Genomic DNA, 23,924 nt, shown 5'->3' on the forward strand with positions numbered 1-23,924 from the left:
TCAGGCAGCCATGCTGCGCAGGGGCCTGGACAGAGTGCCCGGGCCCCTGCGCAGCATCCCGCTTGGATGCCAAGGAGATGCAGGTCAAAACACCACTGGAGGCAGCACGAATCGCCAGATATTGAGGGCCATACGAGGCGCAGGGTGTTTCGCGGTTGCGTCTCGAATCCCTAGCTTTGCAAGACAGTCGACGGAGCAGACCGCCCGACCTTCTAACAGCGCGGAGAGGCGGTGCTGCAGCAGCTGAACGGCACCAAACGCGCCATTTAGCGCTGCGAAAATACCGCACTTACCGCTGCGATTCACACCGCTGGCCCGTCCATCACCGATAACTGCTGACCGGCAGGATTCTGCGCCGTCCTGTTCAGTGCTGCCCAGGCCGCTTATGGCCTAGGTCGTGACCGGATGGATGGTTTTCCGGGCGGAATCGTAGCTCTCGGCGAATGTGGTCATCCGCTGGCTACCGACGTGGGGCCGCGGGTGGTGCCCGGAGGAATCGCGCTCAGCGCCTCGTACCTGGTTAGTACCACGCTTCCGGGAAACGTCAGCGTCTCCACGAGGTTCAGGTTCATCCAGCCGTCCAGCGCGGTGAAGAACGGCGTGCCGCCGCCCACCAGGACCGGATGGGTAACGATCGCATACTCGTCGATCAGCCCGGCCCGCATGGCCGCCCCGGCGAGCGTTGCGCCGCCGACCCTCATGGGGCCGCCGTCCTCGGCCTTGAGCCGGATGATCTCCGCGACCGCGTCGCCTTTGACCAGGCGGGTGTTCCAGTCAACCTTGTCGACCGTCGAGGAGAACACCACCTTCGGCGTGTCCCGCCAGTTCCGCGCGAACTCGATCTGCGCCGGGGTGGCGTTGGGCTGCTGGTCGCCAGTGGGCCAGTAGGAGCTCATCGTCTCCCAGAGCTTGCGCCCGTACAGCATCAGGCTGATCGCCCGCTCCTGGTCGAGCCACCACTGGAACAGTTCCTCGCTCGGCCCGCTCCAGCCAATGTCGTCGCCGGCCGCGGCGATGTAGCCGTCCAGGGTCAGGTTCATGCCGTAGATCAGTTTCCGCATGGCGCCAGCCTTCCGTCAGTCGGTCTCCAGCGTATAGATCGGGCTCGGCGCGGGAAATTCATCGCTGCGCGATGAGAGTGTTGCGTTCGCCAGGAGGAACGCGAGGAGGAACCAGCCACTGTAGAGGAGACTTGGATCCGGCGTGAGGGTGTCGTAGTCGATGCCGTCCTCCGTGCCAACCTGTCGAACCCCTGTCAGGAATCCTGCGGTCATCAGGCCCACGGCGATGGCAGCTATTGAGACATAGACCCGGCCGTTGCCGGCCCACCGGCGGTTGACCCACGGTATGAGGCGAACAGGGAAGCCGAGCACGACAACTCCGAGGATAGTGACCGCTGGCCTAATGAGACCGTTCAGAGCCAGGCCGACCAAACTCAGCAACCCGTCGTAGGCGACCGCCAGGGACATCTGGATCACGTACCAGCTTGGCGCCAGTATGGCGAAAGCCAGAGCCAGTTGGCCGAACGGCGTCATACCCGTGCTTCCGTAACGCTCACGAGGAAGGTCGCCTAGCTTTTGAGGGGGCATCGGCGGTGGTGCGGCGAGGTACTGCCAGTTGGCATCCCGGTACTGCGTGTCGCGGCTTACGGGGTAACGCGGGGGCCCTTGTGGGACACTCGCCCTTTCCCCGTAGTTGGCCTCTTCGCGCATGTCGGCCCTAGGCCGCTCTGTCATGGGCGGTCCGGCTGCTGAATCGGAGGGGGAGCGACGCGTTTACCGCGAGGAAAGTAAGGACGAAGCAACCGGCCGTGAGTAGGCCCGGATGGGGTGTCGTTACGTCAAAGGGAACTCCATCGATTACGCCAACTTGGCGCTCCTGTACGTTGAAAACGGCAATCAGGAGCCCTGCTCCGGCGGCCGCAATGAGAATGTACACTCGCCAGTTTCCCAGCCACCACCGGCTCAACCGGCGGTTCAGGCGAACAGGAAGGCCAAGCACCACGCCTGCCCCCATCACGAAAAAAGGTCCGATCATCAGGAAGATGACGGCGCCTAGGAACTCATATCCAGGGCTCGCAGACATCATGCATACGAACCACAGAACGCCAAGGATTGGATAGGCGATGGCCAGTTGGCTGATCGGGGCGATGTCAGGCATGTCAGCTGGTCTCACCCAGGCGCGCGGTTCCTCCGCTTGCGCCTCCACGTTCACTCGCGTCGGTGCATGTGAGTCTGCTTGTTCCCCCATCCCGTCATTATGCCGGAGTTTGCTCGGCCCTCCGCGGCCTTGCGCGCATGGCCGGCAAAAGGCTCAGACTTGATCACGCCTGGCTCTTGATGATGGTCATAGGTTCCGAGAGCGGTGGTGTTAGGGAGCGGCTAAAGGCTATCGGGACGAGGTGTGGCCATGGCTACGATGAGGCATGGGCCGAAAGAATTACCTGATCGAAGGCGTTTCTGGCACGGGCAAGACGGCTGTATGTGAAGAGTTGAAACGGCGAGGTTTTCACGCCATCAACGGCGACCGCGAGTTGGCTTATCAAGGCAATCCGGAAACCGGTAGACCGGTAGCTGGAGTCACTGGCATATCCGTGCATGATCATCACATCTGGGACGTGGACTCCGTTAGGGCTCAGATCGCAGACGAGTCTGAGGCAGTGACGTTCTTCTGCGGTGGTTCAAGAAATTTCCCTAAGTTCATTGACTTATTTGATGGTGTCTTCGTTCTCGAACTCGACCCTGAGACTTTATACCGGCGGCTTAACCAGCGGACACCGGGGGAGTGGGGAGGACGACCTGAGGAACGCGAAATGATCAAACACCTGCATCGGACAGGAGAAGATGTGCCAGGTAATGCAATCAAGATTGACGCCACCGTAGGCCTTGCGGAGGTCGTAGACGCAATTCTTAGCGCAATACGGACAATCTGAGAGTTGACGAGACTGGTGGAAGTTTGTGACTTTCGGCGATAAATGGCGGTGTTTTCACGGCGCTATTTGGCGCAGGGTGCCCGCAAGGGGAAGGCTATCCGGGCGGAGAGCTATTCACCGACTTGGCCGTCTACTGATTCGCGGAGAAGGTCGGCGTGACCGTTGTGGCGTGCGTACTCCTCGATCATGTGGGTGATTACCCAGCGGAGACTGGGTGACCTGCCGTCGGGCCAGGTCCTGCGCGTCTTGCAGTCGAGACCGCCGGCCTCGAAGGCCTTTTCCGCGGCGGTCCGAGCGCGGGCGACGGACTGCTGCCACAGGGTGCGCGCTTCGGCTGGGGTGTCTGCCCGGGCAGACTCCCACTCCCAATCCGGTTCTGCTGCCCAGTCCACCGAGGCCCAGGGCTCTCGGGGTGGCTCGTCATGGAGCCATCGCCCGAACCAGTCGTCCTCCACGCAGGCCAAGTGCTTCATCAGCCCGGCGAGAGTCATGGTGCTCGGAGGTAGGCGTTGCGAGAGTTGAGCGGCCGTGAGGTTGGCGCTCTTCCATGCGAAGGTCGCTCGCTGGTAGTCGAGGAACCCGGTCAAGGTCTCCCATTCGTTGCCGTCCAGAGGTGGCTCTGTGCGGCCGTGCTCATCTAGCGTCATAGGGAAGACCTTAGAGCAGAGGACAGACATGGACTTTGGAGCCGGGGAAGGATTCGACCAGACCGCCGTGCGTGTAGTGCCAGCGACTGCTGATCAGTGGCCCCGACTGGGGCACGTCTTCGGAGCCCGAGAGAAGGACCCAAACTCATGCTGGTGCCAACGATTTCTTCGGCACGAGGAGCCAGACAATCGGAGCGCGCTAGGACGTGAAGTGCAGGAAGCCGAGGTCCCGATCGGGTTGCTGGCCTACCTCGACGACGACGTCGTCGGCTGGACGCGGGTGGTACCGCGCTTGACGTTGCCGGGAGTCGCCGAGAATCGCGCACTCGCCAGGATCCTTGACGATGATCCCGACGCGTGGTGGGTGTCCTGCTTCGTGGTGCGCCGCGAATACCGAGGGAAGGGCATCGGAACTGTGCTGCTCGGCGCCGCGGTGGACTGGGCAGCGCAGCACGGTGCCTCCATGGTCGAAGGCCACCCCATTGACACCAGCGGTCTCGCCGGCGCCCCGTCGCCATCTGCCCTCTTCACTGGAACACTCGCTATGTTCGAGCGAGTCGGGTTTGCCGAGATCGGGCGTACCTACCCAACCCGACCAGTGATGAGACAGAAGCTCCTGAACCGTTAGCCGGACGCTCAGCGGGCACGGAATGGCGTGGAAGCAATCGCATTGACGCCTGAGCTGAGATGCCCGGAAGCGGATCCTTCACCGGGCGCTCACTCGTTCAAAGTCTCGCTCGGCGTCGACGCTACCTGGGCGTACTTTTGTCGGGATCGAGGAGCAGATCTGATTTTTTGTAGGGTAAGACTTGCTCAGGGCATGGACCTGCGGTTTGTGGTCAAGTCTGATGCCGGGCATCGGTCTACCTGGCCTGAGTCTGCCTACTCCCGATAAATCCGCTCGGCGTACGACGGCCCGTAATAGGACTCAAGGTCCTCCAACGGGGTTTCGGGTTGCGTGTAGGCCTTCGAGAGCACCGCGATGCTCGGCAGTACGTCCGTATTCCAGGTCTCGGGCTGCCACAGCCCGCTACGCAAGAATGCTTTGCCGCAGTGGGTGAACACTTCCTCCACGGAAACCACCACGGCGGCCCGCGGCCGGTGCCCTTTGACCACCATCAGGTCGAAGAATCCGGCATCGCGGACAATTTGTGCCGCCCCGTTGATCCGCAAGGTATCCGTACGACCGGGAATCACGGAAAGGATGCCGACGTTTGGGTTCTCCAGAATATTGTGGAAGCCGAACACGAGCTTGTTGCCTGGACGTTCCGGGATAGCGATGGTGTGGTCATCCAGCACCTGGATGAAACCGGCAGGATCGCCTTTCGGTGAGGCATCCACGCGACCATGCGCGTCCGTCGTCGAGATGACGCAGAAGGGGCTGGCGGCCAGCCATTGCCTGTCGAAATCGCTGAGTGAGGTGCGCACCTTCCGGCGCACACGCTCGAGCGGGAGCCCGATCAGGTCTTCGAGTTCGTCAGCGCTAGAGATGGTGTCCATGTCCCAAGCCTAAGTTGCTGGCCAAGCCGGTTGGCTATGGACGCCGGGTTGGCCGTGAACAAAATGTCCGTTGCCAATCCCTTTGCGGCTGCGGTTGCGGCGACTCACCGGGCAAAGAATCGGCCTTGCCCCTGACGCGTTCTGGGATCAATCGGGTAGCCGAGCTCCTCAAGGCAATCCAGCACCTCGTTGGGGTGATAGGTCCAGAATGTCCACCAGGTTCGGTCCCGCCGCAGGAATCCCAGACCGTGAAAGGCATCTAGGCCCCTCATCGTCCGGTAAACCAGACTGACGTCATCCCGTTCCAGCCTCCATGGGCCGAAGAACCTGCCTAGCCCATGCCGCGTCCGGAACTCCAGATGCTCCTTTGTCGGGACGAGAAGGATCCATGGCGTGCCTGCCCTGAACTTTCCAGGGACAGCGAGCCCTCCCCTGAATTCTGGCTGCATATCCATCTCTTTCCAATCCACCTCAAGGCGCTCTCTCACACCACCGTACTGGGCCTGATCGGGGAGGCGATTGTGACGTTCCTGCCCGATCCTGTTCGTCCGTGCAGACGATCTCTCCGGATGAAGTTCCCTAAATGACGCGAAGAAGCGTCGCGGCCAGCCACCGGCTTGCCGGCAGTGCAGGATGTCAGCTGGACGATCACGACGTGGTCTAGTGGGATCATGCCGATAAACATCGAAATCAAAGCGCGCGTGGACAGTGTCGGCAAGCTGCGCCGGGGCCCTCGTGGATGACGCGTCGTTCGTTGACCACGTCGCAGATCAGCTTGCTGCCCTTCCTGGCGTGCTTGCGGTGTCGCTTGGAGGGTCTCGAGCATCCGGCACTCATGGGCCTGGCAGCGACTGGGACTTCGCCCTGTACTACAGGGATCGTTTCGATCCCGCGGACCTGAGGGCCCTTGGCTGGGAAGGAACAGTCTCAGAAATAGGTGGCTGGGGTGGCGGTGTCTTTAACGGCGGAGCGTGGCTTGAAGTCGAGGGCCGTCGGGTCGATGTCCATTACAGGGATCTTCACGTTGTCGAACATGAGCTGGCCGAGGCGCAGCAGGGCCGCTTTCATATCGAGCCCCTCATGTTCCACCTGGCTGGTATCCCAAGCTATCTGGTCGTCGCCGAACTCGCGATGAATCGAGTCCTGCGGGGGGATCTGCCTCATCCGGCGTACCCACCGCGTCTGAGGGATGCCGCTCCGCCTGAATGGCGCGGGCGGGCCGACCTCACGTTGCATTACGCGCGCGCTGCCTATGTCGACGCCGGGAAGCTGACGGAACTGGCTGGAGCTCTTGCCACTTCCGCCATGATGAGCGCCCATGCTGTTCTGGCTGCTCGCGGTGAGTGGGTCACGAATGAGAAGCGGCTTCTGGAACGTGCCGGATTGCGCGATGTAGACGAGCTCATCAAGGGCCTCCGCGCCGATCCGCCCGCTCTTGAAGATGCGATCGAACGGGCCAATCAGCGCTTTCACCGGCCTTGGGCGCCGCTAACGGCTAGCGCGCCTGCAAAGTGGCCAGAGAACTGAGCCCACCTTCCGTCCGATAGCCGCCCCTATACAGGGCTTTGAATTGTCCGCTCAGCGTTCCTGAAGTGAAACGCCCTGCGTTTACAGCAGGCGGGGCTGGTGCGATGCTGAACGCACTGGGGCCGCTTTGGCTGTGGCTGAACAGGGGGTAGCAGAATGAAATGGAGCACGCCGAGACCGGAAAATCCATGGCCGCACGACATGCTGATCCGGGTCGAGGATGATCCGCACAACCTGACTCTCCTACTCTTTGTCCGGCAAGCATGGTCGATCGCTACTGATATGGGGATCCCGCCGCTGGAACCCACGCCCGACTTCGGTGATTCCCAGATGCCGACCTCAGCAGATGCCGCTACATGGAGCACGCGCTGGATAAAGGCGTGGAGCCAGGCATGGGGCTGGTACGACATCAATGATCCGACGCACCATCCCACTCCCGCAGAGATGCGCGAGTCCCCAGATCCGAGCCAGGGCTTGAACCCGTTCATCCCACCCTTTTGGGCCCAGCAGTACGAATGGGAGGGCCTGGACCGCGACGCCTACCAAGCCTGGGAACAAAGTCTCATGCCCAAATTCCCACAAGATGCCGAGCCCCGAAGCCTTCAGGCACTCATTCCAGCGTGGAAGAGCGGAATCAACACCGTCATCGTTCTTCCTTACAAGGGATACTTCGCACAACGACTGAGCCGACGGCACCTCGCTGTGTCAGCTGACGTAAGAAACAACCCAGACGAGTACAGCAGGGCCTTGAGAGAGCACAACAGTAAACGACGTCCCGTAGAGGGTTCGGCTTGTGGACAGCTGAACCGCGCTTGCCTTTACCCCGGCAACGACGGGTCGGGAGAAGCTAGGCGGCCTGGTCTTGGAGCAAGCCGCGTTCACTGAAAACCCTTTTGGCGATGAAGGTGGCGTTCACGGCTTTGGGTATGCCGCAGTAGACCGCGGAGTGCAGGAGCGCTTCGACGATCTCGTCCGTGGTGAGACCGACGTTGAGGGCTGCGTTGATGTGGACGTCGAGCTGGGGTTCGCAGCCGCCCAGAGCGGTCAACATGCCGAGTGTCACCAACTGGCGGTCGCGAGGGGCAAGGCCGGGTCGCACGTACATCTCCCCGAAGGCCCAGGCGACGACCTGATGCCCGAGTTCAGGCGAGACATCGGCCAGGGAGTCGATGACTTTCTGGCCGGCGGCGCCGTCGATTGCGGTCAGGGCTTCCATCCCGCGTTCGAAGGACTCCTCCCGAGCGTGAGCCGCATTGGTTGGGGTGTTGTCGATGCTCATCGTCGATCTACTTTCTTCTCTGAGTTCAGCTGCTGTTCGTAGTGGGTGATCTTGTCGTCCAGGGCGAGTGCGTTCTGTTGGAGGGCGCTGATGTGGGCGGCAAGTACCTCGGCATGGTCGCGTAGCAGAGCGATCCTGTCTGGGATGGTTGCATCTCCGGCCGCCCGGAGCCGGGCGAAGCGTTTCATGTCGGCGATCGACATTCCGGTTTCTCGGAGACGAAGCAAGAACTCCAGCCATGCCAGGTCTGCGGAGGCGTAGCGACGCTGGTTGCCGGTCGTTCGCCCTACTCGCTCGATCAGGCCGGCCTTTTCGTAGTAGCGCAGAGTGTCGGCCGAGAGCTTGGTGAGCTCAGAAACCTCCGCGATTGTCAGGGCCGACTCCTGCTGCGTGAGCGCGTCTTTCATTGCCATACCGTGAGCCTAAAACTTGGAGCGCACTCCAAGTCAAGGTCAATCACCAAGTCGCTCTTCCACGGCAAGACGAGTGATTCCCGCAAGGGGATGGTCTTCCGGACGGCTCCCGGTGCTCGATAGAGGATCCTCGTCCAAAGCCCGCATTTAGCTCGCCCGTTCAAGGACGTCGTAGAACGCGACGGCGCTCCCCAATGCTCAGTAGTTCAATCTGGCCCAAGGTAACGGTTCCGCGAAGGGTCGTCGGCTTATAGGCCTACGGCCGCCACGACAATTCCGATCACTATTACCACTCCTCCAAATACCGCCATGCCAACACTAAAGACGCGCGATACTCCTTTCGTCGCCTGGTTACCGTTGCCAACTCCACGAAGGATCATCAGCATAAAAGACGAATACAGGTTCCTGCCGAGAATGATTAGTATGCCGAAGACAACCGCTACGGCCCCTAGGAAGGCTGTGGTCGGGTCTCTCACCCTCTCCCCACCTTTCCCCCCATAAGCCCGAAGATCAGGAAACCTACTCCTATGAGAAAAATCAGGCCCGGAAAAACCACTCCGCCGATTTCCTGAAAACGTCTGAACCTCCCGGCGTCCCTGTCTGGGAAAGTCCGCGAGTACCCCTTGACGACGACTCCGCGGACAAGCCGAATGAGAACGTAGCCCAGGATGCTTATGCCGATGGCAAACAGCCCAAAAAGTACTTCATCTGACACCTGAGCTCCCTCCGTCGACTAGTACTAAACATGATCGAACACCCGCCGCCTATGCCGCTACCGTGCGTCCGTAAGCCGGTCCGCCACCGGGGCAAGGGACAACCAAGATTGTTGGACAACGATTCGCCGGGTTTCCGCAACCGCCTGATTCCCGTAAGACCCGCCCGATAAAATGCCCGGTGATGGGGGGATAAACGGCTACGTTCAAGACTATGACCGGACTGCTGATCGGATATGCGCGCGTATCCACGAATGACCAGGACCTAACCGCCCAGAAGAACGCCCTGGCCGCTTTGGGTGTGTCGCCGGACAAAACCTTTACCGACCAGGGCCTGGGCCTTACCGGCGCCAACCGGGCACGCCCCGGTCTAAGGGAAGCGCTGGCCGCTTGCCGTGCCGGAGACACCCTGGCTGTAACCAAACTCGACCGTCTGGCCAGGTCGCTGCGGGATGCGAAGGACATTGTTGACGAACTCACTCGTCGAGAGGTCAAGCTAAGCATCGGCGGCTCCGTCTACGACCCGACCGATCCCGTAGGACGCCTTCTCTTTAACGTCCTGGCCATGGTCGCCGAATTCGAAGCTGACCTGATCCGGGCGCGCACCCGCGAGGGCATGCAGGTGGCAAAAGCAAAAGGCCGTCTCCGGGGGAAACAGCCCAAGCTCTCCAAAAGGCAGGAAGCCCACCTGGTCTCCCTTCATCGGGCAGGGACACACACGACGGCGGAACTTGCCGAGCTCTTCTCTGTGGCGCGCTCAACCGTCTATCGCGCCATCAAACGCGGCGGCGACACGATTCAGCCCCTTTAGCGGACACATCAGGGGTGACGGTAATGATGGAAGTGGCTGTGTTGCGGTGTGACTCTGGGTACGACTGACGCCCGAAGGGTTTGTCTTCTAAATGATCTGTCCGCCGCAGCACAGCTGCAGTAAAACGCGGCGGCCAGGTGGACATGACCTCATAGGAGCCTGTTCAGTGGAATCCCATTACCGTCTTGTCTGCCCACCCGGCCGGCGTGCCCTTTATGTCCCACCGCACGCAACGGAAGGTAGGGCCAGTTTCATCATGGCAAACGAGCACCGGAAAGTCATCGTCGGGATCGACACCCACGCCGATACGCATCACGTCGCCGTCATCACCGAAACCGGCGTCCATGTCGCCGATAAGGAATTCCTGGCCGTTGGGTCCGGCTACCAAAAGATTATCGCGTTCATCACCGGCTTCGGACAGGTCCTCGCCGCCGGAGTCGAAGGCACCGGCAGCTACGGCGCCGAGCTCTCCCGTGTCCTGACCAAAGAGGGCATCGAGGTCTTGGAGGTCATGCGCCCAAACCGGCAGGGGCGCCGGCTGAAAGGGAAGTCGGATCCGTTGGATGCCTACCAGGCCGCCGAGTCCGCGTTGGCCGGCCGAGGCACCGCCACACCCAAAGCCCGGGACGGAGCCGTGGAAGCCCTGCGCGTCCTGCGGGCCGAGAGGTCCACGGCGATGCGGGCGCGGGTCGCGGTCATGAACCAGGTCCAGAGCTTCCTCGTCTCCGCCCCCGAGGCGCTGCGCGCCAAATACCGTGGCCTGACCAGCGCCGCGATGATGGCCGCGCTGGAGAAGACCCGCCCGGCAGGGGACATATCAGAACCTTTAAACGCCACCGCCACCGCGCTCAAACGCCTCGCGGTCCGCTACCGGGCACTGCATCAGGAATTGGCGCTGATCGATGCCGAACTCGACGCGATCCTCACCATCCACGCACCCATGCTCCGTGACCTGCACGGGGTTGGCACAGACGTGGCCAGCCAGCTGCTGGTCACCGTGGGAGACAACCCCGAACGGGTCGGGACCGAAGCCCAATTCGCGGCCCTCGTCGGCGTTGCACCGATCCCCGCATCCTCAGGAAAGACCAGCCGGCACCGGCTCAGCCGCGGCGGCGACCGGCAGGCCAACAAAGCCGTCCACCACGTAGCTCTGGTCCGGATGATGAGCGACACCCGCACGAAAACATATGTCGTCAGACGGCGGGGCGAAGGCAAAAGCACCAAGGAAATCATGCGCTGCCTCAAACGCTACATCGCCCGTGAAATCTATAACCAGCTCCTCCATCCGCAACCGGCACCGGACGCAGGAGCCCTCCGGGCACTGCGCAAAACCAAGAACATCACCCTCCAGGCCGCAGCGGACAACCTCCACGTCTGGCCCACCGCACTGTCCCGGCTCGAACGGGGGCACACCCGCGACGACCTCTTCCACCAACGCTACGAACACTGGCTCAACGAACATTGACAGCTATAGGAGCATCATTTAGCGCCGCGAAAATGCCGCCATTTATCGCTGCGATTCACATGGAAGTTAGTGCCAGATGCCCATATCTCAGAAACCAAGGAAACGGGACACCCCTGAGACCGAGCGGACAGGTCAGCCGGCAACAGGAATGCTACTCCCGGTGCGGTCAACGGCCGGACATACATACTTCCCGTAGTATCCCTTCCCTCGGACAAAAACTGACGACCCTTGGCTATCAGCCTGAGAGGAACGCATGCCTGAATTCGCTGTTCTGATCTACGCAAACGACTCCTTGCACGCACCTGAGGCCACGAAAGAGGAGCTCAAGGAGTGCGACGAACACTTCGACTCTCTCGTCACCACCGGTCGCATGCGCATCGCGTATGCCCTCACGCCGCGGGACCATGCGCGAACAATCCGAGCGGCCGGCCCCGCAGACGGCCCTTATGGCGCGGGCGGTGACGTCGTCGCCGGGTTCTACATCCTGAACGCGACGGACATCGACGAAGCGCTAGACCTGGCCCGCAAGGATCCTTCCATCCTCACCGGCGGTGGAGTGGAGGTTCGTCCTGTGCACAGCGGCGGAGTCGTCGCCCGTACCTGAGGGAACGCGTAACCAGTCGCACTCCGTTGCCCGAGGACTTATGGCCCGCTGTTAGCTCTTGCTGAAGACCAAACACACGTTCTGGCCACCAAATCCGAATGAGTTGGAGATGGCCGCGTTTTGTGTGCCGTGACGAGGCGTCGTGGCAACGTCCAGTCCGATCTCCGGGTCGACGTTTCCGTTGTGGAGATTGCGTGTAGGAGGAATGATGTCGTGCGTAATGCTTTGGACGGTCAGGATGGCTTCGACTGCTCCGGCGGCTCCGAAGAGGTGCCCCAGGGAAGCTTTGGGCGCTGTCACAGTTGGGGCGTCACCGAAAATGGTCCTGATCGCCTTTGCTTCCGCCAAATCACCGACAGGTGTCCCGGTGGCGTGCGCGTTGATGTGCCCGATGTCTGCTGTGCTCATGCCTGCATCGTTGAGTGCTTTATGGATGGCGCTGATCTGACCCGCCCCGTCATCCGCCGGTGCAGTCATATGGAACGCATCGGAGGCGATACCCACTCCCCGGAGGACAGAAAGGACGACAGCACCGCGGGCCTTGGCATGTTGGGCGCTTTCCAGCACCAGGATGCCGGCACCTTCACCCAGAACGAAGCCGTCGCGGTCCGCGGCAAATGGACGCGATGCTGAGCCCGGGTCAGCGGTACGCGTTGAGAGCGCACGGGTCTGGAGAAAAGATGCGACCGTTATAGGGGTGATGGCGGCCTCGGCGCCGCCAGCTATGACCATGTCAGCTTCGCCTGAGCGAATCAGTCGGGCTGCCTGGACCAGCGCTTCCGCGCCGGATGAACAAGCCGAGACGGGGGTATACGAGCCTGCCTTGGCGCCATAGCGAATGCTCAAGGCGGCAGCCGGACCATTAGGCATCAGCATTGGCACCGTTCGTGGTGAAACCCGGCGCAGGCCCCGGCTCTCTAGAACGTCGTCCTCCCGGAGCAGGGTCCCAATCCCTCCGACACCGGTCCCTACAACCACGGCCAGCCGGGTGCCATCGACCACAGGAGTGCCAGCATCTGCCCAGGCCTCCGCCGCCGCAACCATGGCAGCCTGCTGAACGCGGTCCAACCGCCTCGCTTCCACGGGGCTAAGGGACATGGCCGGGTCTGCTGCCATCGGAGCGGCGACCGTGACGGGAAGCCCGCTGCCCTGCAGAAAGTCCATGCCGACGTCCCGAATCCCGGAACTTCCAGCCAGGAGGGACTGCCACGTCGTGGCCACGTTCCCACCCAAAGGTGTAGAAGCCCCCACCCCTGTCACCACAATTTCTGTTGCATGCACAGCGATCACTCCACCCAGCCGATTATCTTGTATGGCATACAAAATAGCGCGGAAGTTGTATGAAGTACAATTTTCGTATGGTCGCTAAACACAAGATTAAGCCGGAGGGACCGTCTCAGGCCAGGGGACACTCAACCCGGCAAAGAATCCTTGACAGTGCCATGACGCTTTACCTTTCCAAACCGACTGGCGACGTCAGCGTGGCAGCCATCGCAGCTCACGCTGGCGCTTTCCCCAACCAAGTGACCTACTATTTCGGCTCAAAGGACTCGCTCTTTGTCCACGCGGCTTTCCTGGCCCTGCTCCACGACGCCGAGCGCGTTGAAGCCGTCGGGCTCTCAGTGCAAAGTCCGTCATCATTTAGCAGCGCCATGGCCCGGACCGTGCTGATTCTGCCCTCCATGCCGCTAGTTGTCCGTGCCTTGGCAGTGGGAACCTCACGCCCGGATCTCGCAACGGTCGTCGACCAGCACCTGAATCTGCTGTTCCGCCAGTCAGAGCGATACCTCGCCCGCCTACTGAGGCAAAAAAGCTGGGAGATCCAACGTCCCCTGCCAGTCGAAACCAGGACCTTTTGGAGCGCAGCGTTCGGAGCAACACTCCTTTCGCAAGCAGGCGTTACAGGAGACGGCAATGATCTCGATCTTGCAGGAACTTTGACCGTAAAAAGGGATGAGTGCATCCCGTGAATCCCTGAGACTAGGCGGACAACCGCCCACAGGGTTCTTGGCCCCTGCCTCTGCGGCAGATGCGATCAATGTCCCGCACCGCGGCCGCCGTCACTTCAGGGCAAGAGGCAACGTCAGTGACGGAAGGGCCGGTTTCGGCGATTAGAACATCGCATCGATTTCCTTCGCCAGTTCCGTTGGGTGGTCAAGGAACCCCATATGTCCACCGGCTACCGTCCGGCGGTCGACTCCGGCAGAGGAAGCTATCCACTCTGCCGCCTCTACGAAGAACGGGGCGGTTTGTTCCGCGCTGAGCACTGCCAGCGGCACGCCCATTCCTGACAAGGCCTCCGGTTCGGGCCGCCAGGAGGCAAAAGCTCCGAACTCCGCTTCCAGCAGGACCCGGGCGTTGGTCCGGAGGCTGTCAAGAAAGTCCGGCGGCAGCAGCGGGGCGGCGTCCCCGGCAGCGAACTGGACGAAGGCCTCGGCCCCGCCGGCAAGTCCGCCGGTCTCCACGCCGGCCGCGATCACTGGCTGGACCGTCGCCATGGCGTCGTCGGGATTGGACAGAACGCCCAGGAGCGCCGGCTCGTGGAGCACGACGCCGGCAAAGCGCCCGGGAGCGTTCAGGGCTGCGCCCAGCGCTATCAAAGCCCCGGTGCTGTTGCCGAAGAGGACGGCCGGCTCTGCCGCCAGCGTTTCCACCAGGGCAACAAGGTCGCCGGCCTGCTGGTCCACTGAGGTCTCCGCCCAGTCCGGCCGCTGGGAACTGCGCCCGTTGTTCCTCCGGTCATAGGTGATAACTGTGTGGTTCTGGCCAAGGATGCGGGCGAGTTCAACGTATTGCCGTGCGTCACCGCCGGCACCCGGGACGAGCAGGACCGGAGTCCCGTGACCTGTCACTTCAACGTGAAACGTGGTGCCGTTGGCCTCTACCTGGGCGGCGCCATCAATTGTGCTCATGTCCTTCACCTTTTTCGATTGCGGTTTGCTTTCCCCTTCATTGGACGCCCGGGCGGGACCTGGCGTCCAAGACCGTTATGGACTCGGACGATCACAAATTCTTATGATGGGCCATGGAGATCCGCCAACTCCGGCGTTTCCTTGTCCTGGCTGAGGAACTGCACTTCGGCAAAGCCGCCGCCCGGCTCCACATCGCCCAGCCGGCCCTGAGCCAGGAGCTCAAAGCGCTGGAAAAGGCGCTGGGGCTCCGGCTCGTGGACCGCACCCACAACCACGTTGCCCTGACAGACGCCGGCCGCCGCCTCCAGCAGGAAGCTGTTCACATCATCCAGGCGCACGACGCAGCGGCGGCATCCATGGAAGAGCTGCGCAATCCTCCCAGCGGAACACTCAAGCTGGGGGTGGCTGTGGGCGTTGCGTACCCGCTGCTGGCGGAACTGCTCCAGGATCTCGGCTCAGGCGGACTGGGTCCTGGCGACGCAGCACCGGAGGTGGACATTAAGCCCGCGGCAGCAAGGGAAGGCGTCCAGAAACTTCTTGAGGGCGAGTTTGATGCCGTTTTCATTCACGCGGTGCCGCCAGTGGACGAACGGATCGGTGTGCTGACCCTGGAAACGGAGCCGATGGGGGTAGCCCTTCCGTCCGGCAGTCCGCTGGCAAAGCTGGCTGCCGTCAGCCCCGTGGATCTGAGCGGTGAGGCTTTGATCTGGCTGCAGCGCGACGGCGACCCCGACGTTCGCGAGCGGGTGCTGGGTTTGTTGGTGGACGCCGGCATGGTTCCAGGCCCGCACCGGTGGTCGCCGAGCATTGCCACCACCATGAGCCTGGTGGCCGCCGGCCTTGGAGTGTCCTTCAAAACGCCGCATCAGGTAGTGCCTGGTGATCCGCCCGGCGTCGCATGGCGCCCGTTTGCCGGGGTGTCGCTCCCCATGCCCACGGTGCTGGTCTGGCTCCGGCACGGGGCCTCGCCGCTGACCACCCAGCTGGTGGCCCACGCCCGGCGGTATGTCGCGAAAAAAACGTAGGGCAGCCGCTGGCGCGAAGGCGAAAATACGCTGTGGGAGAACCGGCCCACTTCTCCCGGCAGCCTACTGGTTGCCCCCAGCAACCAGACGTAAACTGACCTTCGAACCGCTTCCGGCGGGACCGAAATGGGTAGGAGCCCGATGCTCTGGAAACTTCTTGTTCAATACCTGCGGCCGCATCAGCGGCTGCTGATCGCCGTCGTCATCTTCCAGCTGGCGCAGTCCATTGCGTCGCTGTACCTGCCCACCCTGAACGCGGACATCATCGATCAGGGCGTGGCGAGGGGGGACACGGGATACATCCTGTCCACGGGCAGTGTCATGCTGCTCATCACGCTCGCCCAGATAGCCTGCGCCGTTACCGCCGTGTATTTCGGCGCGAAGGCTGCCATGGGCGTTGGGCGTGACCTGCGCGGTGCGATCTTCGGGCGGGTGGGGGAGTTTTCCGAGCAGGAGGTCACGCGCTTCGGCGCGCCGTCGCTGATCACCCGCTCCACGAACGATGTCCAGCAGGTTCAGCAGCTGGTGCTGATGAGCGCCACGATGATGGTCGCAGCCCCTATGCTCAGCATCGGCGGCGTGATCATGGCCATCCGCCAGGATGCTCAGCTGTCCTGGCTGATCGCCGTCTGCGTCCCGGTGCTACTCGTCGCCGTCGGCCTCATCGTCACCCGGATGGTGCCCCTGTTCCGGAAGATGCAGACCCGGATCGACACGGTCAACCGGGTCCTGCGCGAGCAACTCACGGGCATCCGGGTGGTCCGCGCGTTCGTCCGGGAGGACATGGAAACAGCCCGGTTCGCCCAGGCGAATGCCGATGTCACCGACGTTGCGCTGCGGGCCGGACGCCTGATGGCGCTGATGTTCCCCGTGGTCATGCTGGTGCTGAACGTCTCCAGCGTGGCGGTCATCTGGTTCGGCTCGTTCCGGATCGAGGACGGCTCCATGCAGGTGGGCACCCTGATCGCCTTCCTCAGTTACCTCATGCAGATCCTGATGTCCGTCATGATGGCCACCTTCATGGCAGTGATGATCCCCCGCGCTGCGGTGTCCGCGGACCGGATCGGCGAGGTGCTCGCCACCGAGTCCAGCGTCCGGCCGCCGCTGAAGCCCGTCAGCAGTGCTGTACGGCGCGGCGAACTGGAAATGCTCGACGTCGGATTCGCCTACCCGGGTGCCGACCAGCCCGTCCTCAGCGGCATCACCTTCACGGCCCGGCCGGGGCAGACGACAGCGATCATCGGCAGCACCGGGTCGGGCAAAACCACCCTGGTGAACCTCATGCCTCGGCTTTTCGACGCCACCACAGGATCGGTGCGGATCGACGGCGTGGACCTGCGCGAGCTGCACCCGGACCTGCTCTGGGGGCACATCGGCCTGGTCCCGCAGCGGCCGTACCTGTTCTCCGGCACGGTGCGCAGCAACCTTCTGTACGGCAAGCCGGACGCCACCGAGGATGAACTCTGGACCGCGCTGGGCATCGCCCAGGCCAGGGACTTCGTGGAGGAGATGGAGGGTGGCCTGGACGCGCCGATTTCGCAGGGCGGCACCAACGTCTCCGGCGGGCAGCGGCAGCGGCTGGCCATTGCCCGGGCGCTAGTGAAGCGGCCCGAGTTGTACATCTTTGACGACTCGTTCTCCTCGCTGGACACCGGCACTGACGCCCGGCTGCGCTGGGCCCTCAAACACAACACTGCCGGTGCCACGCTGGTGATCATCGCCCAGCGGGTATCCAGCATCGTGGACGCGGACCAGATCCTGGTGCTCGACGACGGCAGGATCGTCGGGCGCGGAACGCACGGTGAGCTCCTGGAGACTTCGGAGACGTACCGCGAGATCGTCTCCTCGCAGCTGGCAGCGGAGGAGACAGTATGAGCACGCAGCGTCCCGGCCCAAACGCCGGAGGCACCGCCGGAAGGGGAGCGGCCCCCGGAACCGGGACGGCCGACGTCGTACGCATTCCGCGGCCGGCGGCCGGTCCCGGCAGGGGCGGCCCGTTCGCGGGGATGAACATCCCCGCCGAGAAGGCGATGAACTTCAGCGGCTCGGCGAAGCGGCTGCTGGGCACGCTGCGGCCGGAGCGGGCCTGGCTGCTGCTGGTGCTGTTCATGGCGGTGGCAGGGGTGACGCTGCAGGTCATCGGGCCCCGGCTGCTGGGGGAGGGCACCAACCTGATCTTCTCCGGCGTCGTGTCCAAGCAGCTGCCGGCAGGGGTGACCAAGGCCGAGCTGATTGCGCAGCTGCGGGCCGCGGGGGAGAACCAGAAGGCGGACATGCTCGGCCCCATGGCGCTGACGCCGGGGACCGGCATCGACTTCGCTGCCCTGGCCTCTGTGCTGACGTGGGCGCTGGTGCTGTATGTGCTGGCGTCGGCGTTCATGTGGGTGCAGGCATACGTGCTGAACGGCGTGGTGCAGCGGACGGTGTACGGGCTGCGCGAGGAGATCGAGGGGAAGATCAACCGGCTGCCGCTGCGGTACTTCGACTCCATCCAGCGCGGTGAGCTGCTGAGCCGGGTGACGAACGACGTCGACAACATTTCCCAGAGCCTGCAGCAGTCCATCAGCCAGGCCGTGACGTCGGTGCTGTCCGTGCTGGGCGTGCTGGTGATGATGTTCATCCTCTCGCCCACGCTGGCGCTGATTGCGCTGGTGACCATTCCGCTGACGCTGGGGATCACGGCGCTGATTGCCAAGCGCTCGCAGAAGATGTTCGTGGCGCAGTGGAAGCACACGGGGGAGCTGAACGGGCAGATTGAGGAGACGTACACCGGGCATGCGCTGGTCAAGGTGTTCGGCCGCCAGCAGGAGGTGGGGGAGCGGTTCCGGCAGAAGAATGTGGAGCTGTACGAGGCGAGTTTCGGCGCGCAGTTCATTTCCGGCCTGATCATGCCGGCCATGACGTTCATCGGGAACCTGGTGTACGTGGGGATCGCCGTGGTGGGCGGCCTGCAAGTGGCGACCGGGGCCATGCAGCTGGGGGACGTGCAGGCGTTCATCCAGTACTCACGGCAGTTCACCCAGCCGCTGGCGCAGCTGGGGTCCATGGCGAACCTGCTGCAGTCGGGCGTGGCGTCGGCGGAGCGGGTGTTCGAGCTGCTCGATACAGATGAGCAGTCACCCGATCCGGTTCCCGGTTCCTCGCCCGACGGGCTGGGCCGCGGCCGGCTGGTGTTCGAGAACGTCTCCTTCTCCTACTCGCCGGACAAGCCGTTGATTTCGGATCTTTCGTTGGTGGCCGAGCCCGGGCAGACGGTGGCTATTGTGGGCCCGACCGGTGCGGGGAAGACCACGCTGGTGAATCTGATGATGCGGTTCTACGAGCTGGATGCGGGGCGGATAACGCTCGACGGCGTGGACGTCACGGCCATGACGCGGAACGAGCTGCGCTCGCGGATGGGCATGGTGCTGCAGGATACCTGGCTGTTCGGCGGCTCCATCCGGGACAACATCGCGTACGGCCGGCCTTCAGCGTCCGAGGCGGAGATTCTTGAGGCCGCGCAAGCGACGTACGTGGACCGGTTCGTGCACTCGCTGCCCGAGGGCTACGACACCGTGCTTGACGACGAGGGCTCCAACGTCTCCGCCGGTGAGAAGCAGCTGCTGACCATTGCCCGGGCGTTCCTGGCCCGGCCTTCGGTGCTGATCCTTGATGAGGCGACTTCTTCAGTGGACACCCGGACTGAGGTGCTGGTGCAGAAGGCGATGAGTGCGCTGCGGTCCGACCGGACTTCCTTTGTGATCGCCCACCGCCTGTCCACGATCCGCGACGCCGACCTCATCCTGGTGATGGAGGCCGGCCAGATCGTGGAGCAGGGGACTCACGCTTCGCTGCTCGCCACCGGTGGGGCGTATGCGCGGCTGTACGAGGCGCAGTTCGCGGCTCCTGTGGCGGAGGTTTAGGGTTGCCTGAGTCAGAAATTAGGCCCCTCTGCCTATTGATCTGCTAGCGGATAGAGCGATGGCTCGAGCGATTGCCCTGTTGACGTCGGAATACTTGAACTGACGGATAGAGTGCGCGTAGGCCATACCATAAACCGAGTCTGGGCTATCCTGCTGCAGAGCCCAACCTCGGCACTCGCGAATAAAGCTCTCGAACGGCGATCCCGCAGCGAATGTCTCCAAATCTGCCCATGAAGCCCAATCGACTGATTCAGCCCAAGCAGACGAACGGGCAGGGCCAGCCTTATGAAAGATGATGCTTAATTCTAAGGTTACGGGGTCCAATGGCGCGGCATTTGGTCCTAGGTCACCGAAATCGATGAGAATCGGTCTTCCATCAGGCGTTACTAGAACATTTTCGCCATGCAAATCACCGTGACATATTCGGGACTTCATGGCAATCTCGCAGGACTCAATTGCTCGGAATTCCTCGATACTTTCGTTTAATGTCTCAAGTTTATCATTATTGATCCTACGTTTCCGTAGATCTCCAAGCCTGGTGGGAGCTGGGTCCACCGCATGTTCCCAAGGCGTGGTTGCGATCTTTAAAGCCTTAACTGCTTCTGCGGCTTTTAGGTCGCTCGTTCTCAAAATACCGAATAAGGAATCGCAGCCGTCCGCAAGGTTTGATATCAGAGCGGCCTGCCCTCGAAGACCAGCCGTTATCGGCGGGAGAGAAGGTGCAAAGTTTGCACCCTGCAACCTATTAGGGACGAACTCCTGAAATCGAAGGGTTTCGCTTTCAGCATCAGCGAAGGAAACGACCTTCATGAATACGTTTGCCCTTCCTGACTGAGTTGATGAGAATGACACACGACCGAGTGGCGCATTTGAAAGCCCGCCAGGCATGGCGTGAATTTCCGCTTGGGACATGCTTATCTGCTTGGCGTAGATTCTTACGGCGCGCAGAAACATGTCATCTTCGACGTCGCCAGATAAAACTTGACATGAGGTATCGAGTGAAGTTAAAGCGGAGAAAAGAGCACGAACCAAAGCTTCAAACCTATCAAGGTCATCCTTCTCGATGAGTTGGACCATGGGATAACCACTGAGGCCAAAGACGTTCTGAGTACCGCCAAATGAGAGCGGGGTACTTGTATTGCGGGGCGTCGCAAATGCCGAGAGAAAAACAATTGGTGTGCCAGGGCATGATTCTCGCGCCTCCGTATGTACGGCGAGCCCGTGGCGATCACTTATGTCAGCGCTAGCAGCATACGGAGGGATACGGAGATCGCATACGATGAGATCAAATCCCTCCGTATGGAGGACCTTCACGGCTTCATCCCGTGAGCCCACTACCGTCACGAATGCGCCCGGCGCAGCGGCATCGATGCCTGCCATTGCCTGCCGCACGCTGCGGTCCTCATCTTCAACCAGGAGAATCTTCATATTTGCCTTCGCTCGGAGTCGGTAGGGGCCATCTGATCTCACATGACGTTCCGCCACTTTCGCGCGATATCAGGTTTATGGAACCGTCCAATGACTTGATAGCACGCTTGGCTATGGTTAATCCCCAGCCAAAATGGGCATCTTTGGACTTCTTTGTGACTCCGGGTTCGTACAGGTTCTCTCGGGCGTCGGGTAGGCCGATGCCCTCATCCAGCACAGAAATCCATGCCTGGAGCTCATTCGCACCGCAGTTAACTATGACCGTCTTCTTTGTATTCTCACTTGCTTCTACTGCGTTCCGTAATGCATTTTCCAAGGCCAAGCGGATAAGCCCTCGATCACCTTTTGCAGACACGGTATCAACTCGGGAGGCAACTGCTTGATTTCTGGTGAATCCGCTATCACTGATTACTTCTACAACAAGATCGACCAAGTCGAACTCCATCCAATCGGGTGGCGTCGAAGCTTCGTTTAACCGGCGGATCGTTACTAGTAGATCCTTCAGACGCTCGATTCGGCGCGAAATTATCGATCCCGTGTATTCCGTTCCGATTGCATTTTTTGCCGCTCCATGGATGTCTGCGATCAGAGGCTTTATTTCATGAAGTATCACTTGCGTTACTGACTGGATCGCCTCAGCTTTTATGTCTTCCAATTCCAACGCAGGGATGGAAATCCAGGATTCCTCATAGCTTGGATTACCTGCTGACTCCCACTTTGAAATAGCCCTGTCCAGGGCTGCTTTAACCCATGAATCCGGCTCAGTAGACCTGAGCTGACGGAGTCGGGACATCGAGGGGGCGGAGTCTAGCTCCATCAGCATCCGCGCACCACGAAGACGTTCGATGGCCTTTCGCGAAGCCAGTAGAAAGAACGGCTCGCCGTCTCTCACTACCTACAGTCCTCTACGGTCATAGAAAGTCGCCCTAGTAGCGAACGCCTCTGTTCCGCCTTCCATGATGCGATTTACTGCCGAGACAATTTGGTGGTCATCTAGGCAACCTTGATGAGAAACGAATCCCTTTTCCCCGTCGGACTCCATAACAACCACCCAATCTGCCCCGCCTAGCACGGGGATGTTGGCATTGTGGCTAGTCAGGATGAATTGATCGCCCGCTTGGCGGCGCTGAAGGGCTCTAACCAGAGTCGAAGCTATGAAGGCGTTATCCAAGTGGTCTTCCGGTTGGTCCAATACTAGGGGGTCACCGTGGTGACCAAGCAGGACGGGCAGCACAGCAGTGCAACGTTGGCCTATCGATAAGCGGTCGGTGGGCTTGTACTCTGGGCCGTCCAGCAGGTCAAGACCAACGCCGTCGTCGATCGCTGCAGTAATAATTTCCGCAGCTCCCTGACTTTGTAGGGCCACGACGATGGAGAGTGCCCGCTCAGGAGCGATACCCAACGCTGCACCCAGGGCGGCTGAGTTTGTTGTTTCGACCCAAGTGACCAGTTCCTGGGGAGATACCTCACGGGCCAGCTTGGGTGCTATCGAGTTGTAATGGATGCCGCTACCCCGGAGGGCACCGATGATGGCGGAGCTGTAGTTTTCGATGTTCTCGGATTTAGCCACTCGAACGCGCACCATTGGCGAAAGGCTCTCGTTTAGCGCGGCGGCAATCGAGGCCCTTTCCCTGTAGATCTGCTCGCGGATGGCGTCTAGCTCTTCGTAAAGTTGGTCTCGTTCCGCCGAAACTAACTGGAGTATCTCTAGACGCTCAGTAAGGCGGCCCCGTAAAGCCTGCAGTTGCCCGCTTCGCTCCTCAAGTTCTGCAACCACGCGGGTCGTGTGGCCTATGCCTGCTTGGGCAGATTCTAAGACTTGCCGAATTTTACGGCTTTCCTGGTCGATGCTGCCTTTCACACTCGATGCCTGGCTGGATGCCTTAGTAACCCCCTCGGCAACAAGCTGGACCTGACCTACAGCGGCATCTAGGAGTGATTCGATATGTCGTAAGGCAGGACGGTAGTCGGCCAGTACATCCTCACCAGCAGATTCAGGCCATCGCTGAAGAAGAGAGGGGACGCTGGCACGTAGTCTGCGCAATTCGGTCTCGAAAGCGGCTGTTTGAATTCGGTCTTGTGAAAGTGTCGACTCGGTAGCAGCTAGCGATTGGCCTGCAGCCTGTAGAGACTTCAAAAGGTCTTGCTGCTCTCTTGAGGTTTTTGAGGCCTCGAGCATTTTTTGTTGATGCATTTTCGCTTCATCGAGTTCTCGGGTGATAGCCGACATTCCGGCAAGTTGTTCACTTAAAGCCCGACGTTCCTTTTGAAGAGCCGCCAATTCTGCCGTGAGACTGCTCAGCTTGGCACGTATGCTTTCCATTCGTTGGAACGTATCTTGCCGATCGTGTCTGAATCGGTCGATTAGGTGAAGGCGACCCGGCCCTTGTGCTCCCACGGCTTCAATTTCATTTTGAGCAAGAACGGTGCAAGCTACATGCTTTGGTCCGCCGGTAGTGGAGACGTGACCGGCAGCCGACCTTGAAACCACGAAAGAGTCGTTACCATCCCTAATCGTCAGGTGAACAGCGCCGCCGTCTAGCACTGCGACGGCCTGTTGATTCCCTCTCAGAGCAGCATCTTCAGTAAATGAACCTGCACCGAGGCAATAGCGGATCAGCTCCACGACTGAAGTTTTCCCGGTGCCGCGGGCGCCAATGATCACGTTTAGGCCTTCATGGAATTTTAGGTCCAAGCCGGCGAGGAAGCCTTCTGTCTCAACTTGCAGTCGTTCGATTCGCACCGCGGACTCCTTATGATTTTCGC

Annotated in this window: 22 protein-coding genes and 1 pseudogene; 10 read left to right on the forward strand and 13 right to left on the reverse strand. The window is 61.2% G+C overall.

What is annotated here, in order from left to right; all coding sequences use genetic code 11:
- Positions 1-449 precede the first annotated feature (449 nt).
- Positions 450-1,061, reverse strand: a complete 612-nt coding sequence (locus tag QFZ40_RS01415) for a dihydrofolate reductase family protein (protein ID WP_306902430.1) — start codon at positions 1,059-1,061, stop codon at positions 450-452.
- Between the two features lie 15 nt (positions 1,062-1,076).
- On the reverse strand, positions 1,077-1,736 hold the full coding sequence (locus tag QFZ40_RS01420; protein WP_306902431.1) for a hypothetical protein: 660 nt from the start codon (positions 1,734-1,736) through the stop codon (positions 1,077-1,079).
- Positions 1,737-2,425: 689 nt separating this feature from the next.
- Between QFZ40_RS01420 and QFZ40_RS01425 the strand changes: the two genes are divergently transcribed.
- Positions 2,426-2,932: an AAA family ATPase gene (locus QFZ40_RS01425; RefSeq protein ID WP_306902432.1), complete on the forward strand. Its 507-nt coding sequence runs from the start codon at positions 2,426-2,428 to the stop codon at positions 2,930-2,932.
- 110 nt (positions 2,933-3,042) lie between these two features.
- Here the strand turns inward: QFZ40_RS01425 and QFZ40_RS01430 are convergent, their stop codons facing one another.
- Positions 3,043-3,579, reverse strand: coding sequence for a DinB family protein (locus QFZ40_RS01430; protein ID WP_306902433.1), 537 nt, complete (start codon positions 3,577-3,579; stop codon positions 3,043-3,045).
- A 211-nt stretch (positions 3,580-3,790) separates the two neighbouring features.
- On the opposite strand from QFZ40_RS01430, the gene QFZ40_RS01435 reads away from it, so the two are divergent.
- On the forward strand, positions 3,791-4,207 hold the full coding sequence (locus QFZ40_RS01435) for a GNAT family N-acetyltransferase (RefSeq protein ID WP_306902434.1): 417 nt from the start codon (positions 3,791-3,793) through the stop codon (positions 4,205-4,207).
- Between the two features lie 254 nt (positions 4,208-4,461).
- Here the strand turns inward: QFZ40_RS01435 and QFZ40_RS01440 are convergent, their stop codons facing one another.
- Positions 4,462-5,079, reverse strand: coding sequence for an MSMEG_1061 family FMN-dependent PPOX-type flavoprotein (locus tag QFZ40_RS01440; protein WP_306902435.1), 618 nt, complete (start codon positions 5,077-5,079; stop codon positions 4,462-4,464).
- A 735-nt stretch (positions 5,080-5,814) separates the two neighbouring features.
- Between QFZ40_RS01440 and QFZ40_RS01445 the strand changes: the two are divergent.
- Positions 5,815-5,997 (forward strand): annotated as a pseudogene (locus QFZ40_RS01445) (nucleotidyltransferase domain-containing protein); the annotation flags it as partial.
- 9 nt (positions 5,998-6,006) lie between these two features.
- Here the strand turns inward: QFZ40_RS01445 and QFZ40_RS01450 are convergent.
- The 4 genes from QFZ40_RS01450 to QFZ40_RS01465 form a co-directional block, all read right to left on the reverse strand.
- Positions 6,007-6,552 (reverse strand): hypothetical protein, encoded by a 546-nt coding sequence (locus tag QFZ40_RS01450; RefSeq protein WP_306907014.1) that lies wholly within the window; start codon positions 6,550-6,552, stop codon positions 6,007-6,009.
- A 901-nt stretch (positions 6,553-7,453) separates the two neighbouring features.
- Positions 7,454-7,885, reverse strand: a complete 432-nt coding sequence (locus tag QFZ40_RS01455; protein ID WP_306902436.1) for a carboxymuconolactone decarboxylase family protein — start codon at positions 7,883-7,885, stop codon at positions 7,454-7,456.
- Positions 7,882-8,298 carry a MerR family transcriptional regulator gene (locus QFZ40_RS01460; protein WP_306902437.1) on the reverse strand — a complete coding sequence of 139 codons (417 nt, stop codon included), beginning with the start codon at positions 8,296-8,298 and terminating at the stop codon, positions 7,882-7,884. Before QFZ40_RS01460 ends, QFZ40_RS01455 begins: the two co-directional genes overlap by 4 nt.
- Before the next feature lie 472 nt (positions 8,299-8,770).
- Complete coding sequence (locus QFZ40_RS01465; RefSeq protein WP_306902438.1) at positions 8,771-9,013, reverse strand: hypothetical protein; 243 nt, start codon at positions 9,011-9,013, stop codon at positions 8,771-8,773.
- A gap of 212 nt (positions 9,014-9,225) precedes the next feature.
- On the opposite strand from QFZ40_RS01465, the gene QFZ40_RS01470 reads away from it, so the two are divergent.
- The 3 genes from QFZ40_RS01470 (at position 9,226) to QFZ40_RS01480 (ending at position 11,891) form a co-directional block, all read left to right on the forward strand.
- Entirely contained in the window at positions 9,226-9,822 is a 597-nt protein-coding gene (locus tag QFZ40_RS01470; protein ID WP_306902439.1) for a recombinase family protein, read from the forward strand.
- Between the two features lie 256 nt (positions 9,823-10,078).
- Complete coding sequence (locus QFZ40_RS01475; RefSeq protein ID WP_306902441.1) at positions 10,079-11,287, forward strand: IS110 family transposase; 1,209 nt, start codon at positions 10,079-10,081, stop codon at positions 11,285-11,287.
- A gap of 253 nt (positions 11,288-11,540) precedes the next feature.
- Entirely contained in the window at positions 11,541-11,891 is a 351-nt protein-coding gene (locus tag QFZ40_RS01480) for a YciI family protein (RefSeq protein WP_306902442.1), read from the forward strand.
- A gap of 51 nt (positions 11,892-11,942) precedes the next feature.
- Here QFZ40_RS01480 and QFZ40_RS01485 read toward each other — a convergent pair whose 3' ends face one another.
- Positions 11,943-13,172: a beta-ketoacyl-[acyl-carrier-protein] synthase family protein gene (locus QFZ40_RS01485; RefSeq protein WP_306902443.1), complete on the reverse strand. Its 1,230-nt coding sequence runs from the start codon at positions 13,170-13,172 to the stop codon at positions 11,943-11,945.
- Between the two features lie 77 nt (positions 13,173-13,249).
- Here QFZ40_RS01485 and QFZ40_RS01490 point away from each other — a divergent pair, with 77 nt between their 5' ends.
- Positions 13,250-13,861: a TetR/AcrR family transcriptional regulator C-terminal domain-containing protein gene (locus tag QFZ40_RS01490; protein WP_306902444.1), complete on the forward strand. Its 612-nt coding sequence runs from the start codon at positions 13,250-13,252 to the stop codon at positions 13,859-13,861.
- Positions 13,862-14,002: 141 nt separating this feature from the next.
- Here QFZ40_RS01490 and QFZ40_RS01495 read toward each other — a convergent pair whose 3' ends face one another.
- The gene (locus QFZ40_RS01495) at positions 14,003-14,803 is read right to left on the reverse strand and encodes an alpha/beta fold hydrolase (RefSeq protein WP_306902445.1); all 801 of its coding nucleotides are present in this window, start codon (positions 14,801-14,803) and stop codon (positions 14,003-14,005) included.
- 113 nt (positions 14,804-14,916) lie between these two features.
- Here QFZ40_RS01495 and QFZ40_RS01500 point away from each other — a divergent pair, with 113 nt between their 5' ends.
- The 3 genes from QFZ40_RS01500 (at position 14,917) to QFZ40_RS01510 (ending at position 19,730) form a co-directional block, all read left to right on the forward strand.
- Entirely contained in the window at positions 14,917-15,828 is a 912-nt protein-coding gene (locus tag QFZ40_RS01500; protein ID WP_306902446.1) for a LysR family transcriptional regulator, read from the forward strand.
- A gap of 141 nt (positions 15,829-15,969) precedes the next feature.
- Positions 15,970-17,703, forward strand: a complete 1,734-nt coding sequence (locus QFZ40_RS01505) for an ABC transporter ATP-binding protein (RefSeq protein WP_306902447.1) — start codon at positions 15,970-15,972, stop codon at positions 17,701-17,703.
- Positions 17,700-19,730, forward strand: a complete 2,031-nt coding sequence (locus QFZ40_RS01510) for an ABC transporter ATP-binding protein (RefSeq protein WP_306902448.1) — start codon at positions 17,700-17,702, stop codon at positions 19,728-19,730. Before QFZ40_RS01505 ends, QFZ40_RS01510 begins: the two co-directional genes overlap by 4 nt.
- A gap of 18 nt (positions 19,731-19,748) precedes the next feature.
- Here the strand turns inward: QFZ40_RS01510 and QFZ40_RS01515 are convergent, their stop codons facing one another.
- Genes QFZ40_RS01515 through QFZ40_RS01525 form a run of 3 tightly spaced genes read right to left on the reverse strand, consistent with a single transcriptional unit; the run spans position 19,749 to position 23,901 of the window.
- Positions 19,749-21,158 carry a phosphotransferase gene (locus QFZ40_RS01515; RefSeq protein ID WP_306902449.1) on the reverse strand — a complete coding sequence of 470 codons (1,410 nt, stop codon included), beginning with the start codon at positions 21,156-21,158 and terminating at the stop codon, positions 19,749-19,751.
- A complete protein-coding gene (locus QFZ40_RS01520) occupies positions 21,139-22,050 on the reverse strand; it encodes a sensor histidine kinase (RefSeq protein ID WP_306902450.1) in 912 nt (303 codons plus the stop codon). Before QFZ40_RS01520 ends, QFZ40_RS01515 begins: the two co-directional genes overlap by 20 nt.
- Positions 22,051-22,053: 3 nt before the next feature.
- Positions 22,054-23,901, reverse strand: coding sequence for an AAA family ATPase (locus QFZ40_RS01525; protein WP_306902451.1), 1,848 nt, complete (start codon positions 23,899-23,901; stop codon positions 22,054-22,056).
- Positions 23,902-23,924: the final 23 nt, after the last annotated feature.

This window comes from Arthrobacter pascens (assembly GCF_030816475.1).
GTDB lineage: Bacteria > Actinomycetota > Actinomycetes > Actinomycetales > Micrococcaceae > Arthrobacter > Arthrobacter pascens_B.

What these genes read in the sequence shown, in the direction of transcription:
- QFZ40_RS01455 (WP_306902436.1), bottom strand. Translation starts at nt 7,885, where the DNA reads ATGAGCATCGACAACACCCCAACCAATGCGGCTCACGCTCGGGAGGAG.
- QFZ40_RS01490 (WP_306902444.1), top strand. Translation starts at nt 13,250, where the DNA reads ATGGTCGCTAAACACAAGATTAAGCCGGAGGGACCGTCTCAGGCCAGG.
- QFZ40_RS01475 (WP_306902441.1), top strand. Translation starts at nt 10,079, where the DNA reads ATGGCAAACGAGCACCGGAAAGTCATCGTCGGGATCGACACCCACGCC.
- QFZ40_RS01510 (WP_306902448.1), top strand. Translation starts at nt 17,700, where the DNA reads ATGAGCACGCAGCGTCCCGGCCCAAACGCCGGAGGCACCGCCGGAAGG.
- QFZ40_RS01480 (WP_306902442.1), top strand. Translation starts at nt 11,541, where the DNA reads ATGCCTGAATTCGCTGTTCTGATCTACGCAAACGACTCCTTGCACGCA.
- QFZ40_RS01505 (WP_306902447.1), top strand. Translation starts at nt 15,970, where the DNA reads ATGCTCTGGAAACTTCTTGTTCAATACCTGCGGCCGCATCAGCGGCTG.
- QFZ40_RS01470 (WP_306902439.1), top strand. Translation starts at nt 9,226, where the DNA reads ATGACCGGACTGCTGATCGGATATGCGCGCGTATCCACGAATGACCAG.
- QFZ40_RS01495 (WP_306902445.1), bottom strand. Translation starts at nt 14,803, where the DNA reads ATGAGCACAATTGATGGCGCCGCCCAGGTAGAGGCCAACGGCACCACG.
- QFZ40_RS01515 (WP_306902449.1), bottom strand. Translation starts at nt 21,158, where the DNA reads ATGAAGATTCTCCTGGTTGAAGATGAGGACCGCAGCGTGCGGCAGGCA.
- QFZ40_RS01420 (WP_306902431.1), bottom strand. Translation starts at nt 1,736, where the DNA reads ATGACAGAGCGGCCTAGGGCCGACATGCGCGAAGAGGCCAACTACGGG.
- QFZ40_RS01440 (WP_306902435.1), bottom strand. Translation starts at nt 5,079, where the DNA reads ATGGACACCATCTCTAGCGCTGACGAACTCGAAGACCTGATCGGGCTC.
- QFZ40_RS01425 (WP_306902432.1), top strand. Translation starts at nt 2,426, where the DNA reads ATGGGCCGAAAGAATTACCTGATCGAAGGCGTTTCTGGCACGGGCAAG.
- QFZ40_RS01460 (WP_306902437.1), bottom strand. Translation starts at nt 8,298, where the DNA reads ATGGCAATGAAAGACGCGCTCACGCAGCAGGAGTCGGCCCTGACAATC.
- QFZ40_RS01430 (WP_306902433.1), bottom strand. Translation starts at nt 3,579, where the DNA reads ATGACGCTAGATGAGCACGGCCGCACAGAGCCACCTCTGGACGGCAAC.
- QFZ40_RS01500 (WP_306902446.1), top strand. Translation starts at nt 14,917, where the DNA reads ATGGAGATCCGCCAACTCCGGCGTTTCCTTGTCCTGGCTGAGGAACTG.
- QFZ40_RS01415 (WP_306902430.1), bottom strand. Translation starts at nt 1,061, where the DNA reads ATGCGGAAACTGATCTACGGCATGAACCTGACCCTGGACGGCTACATC.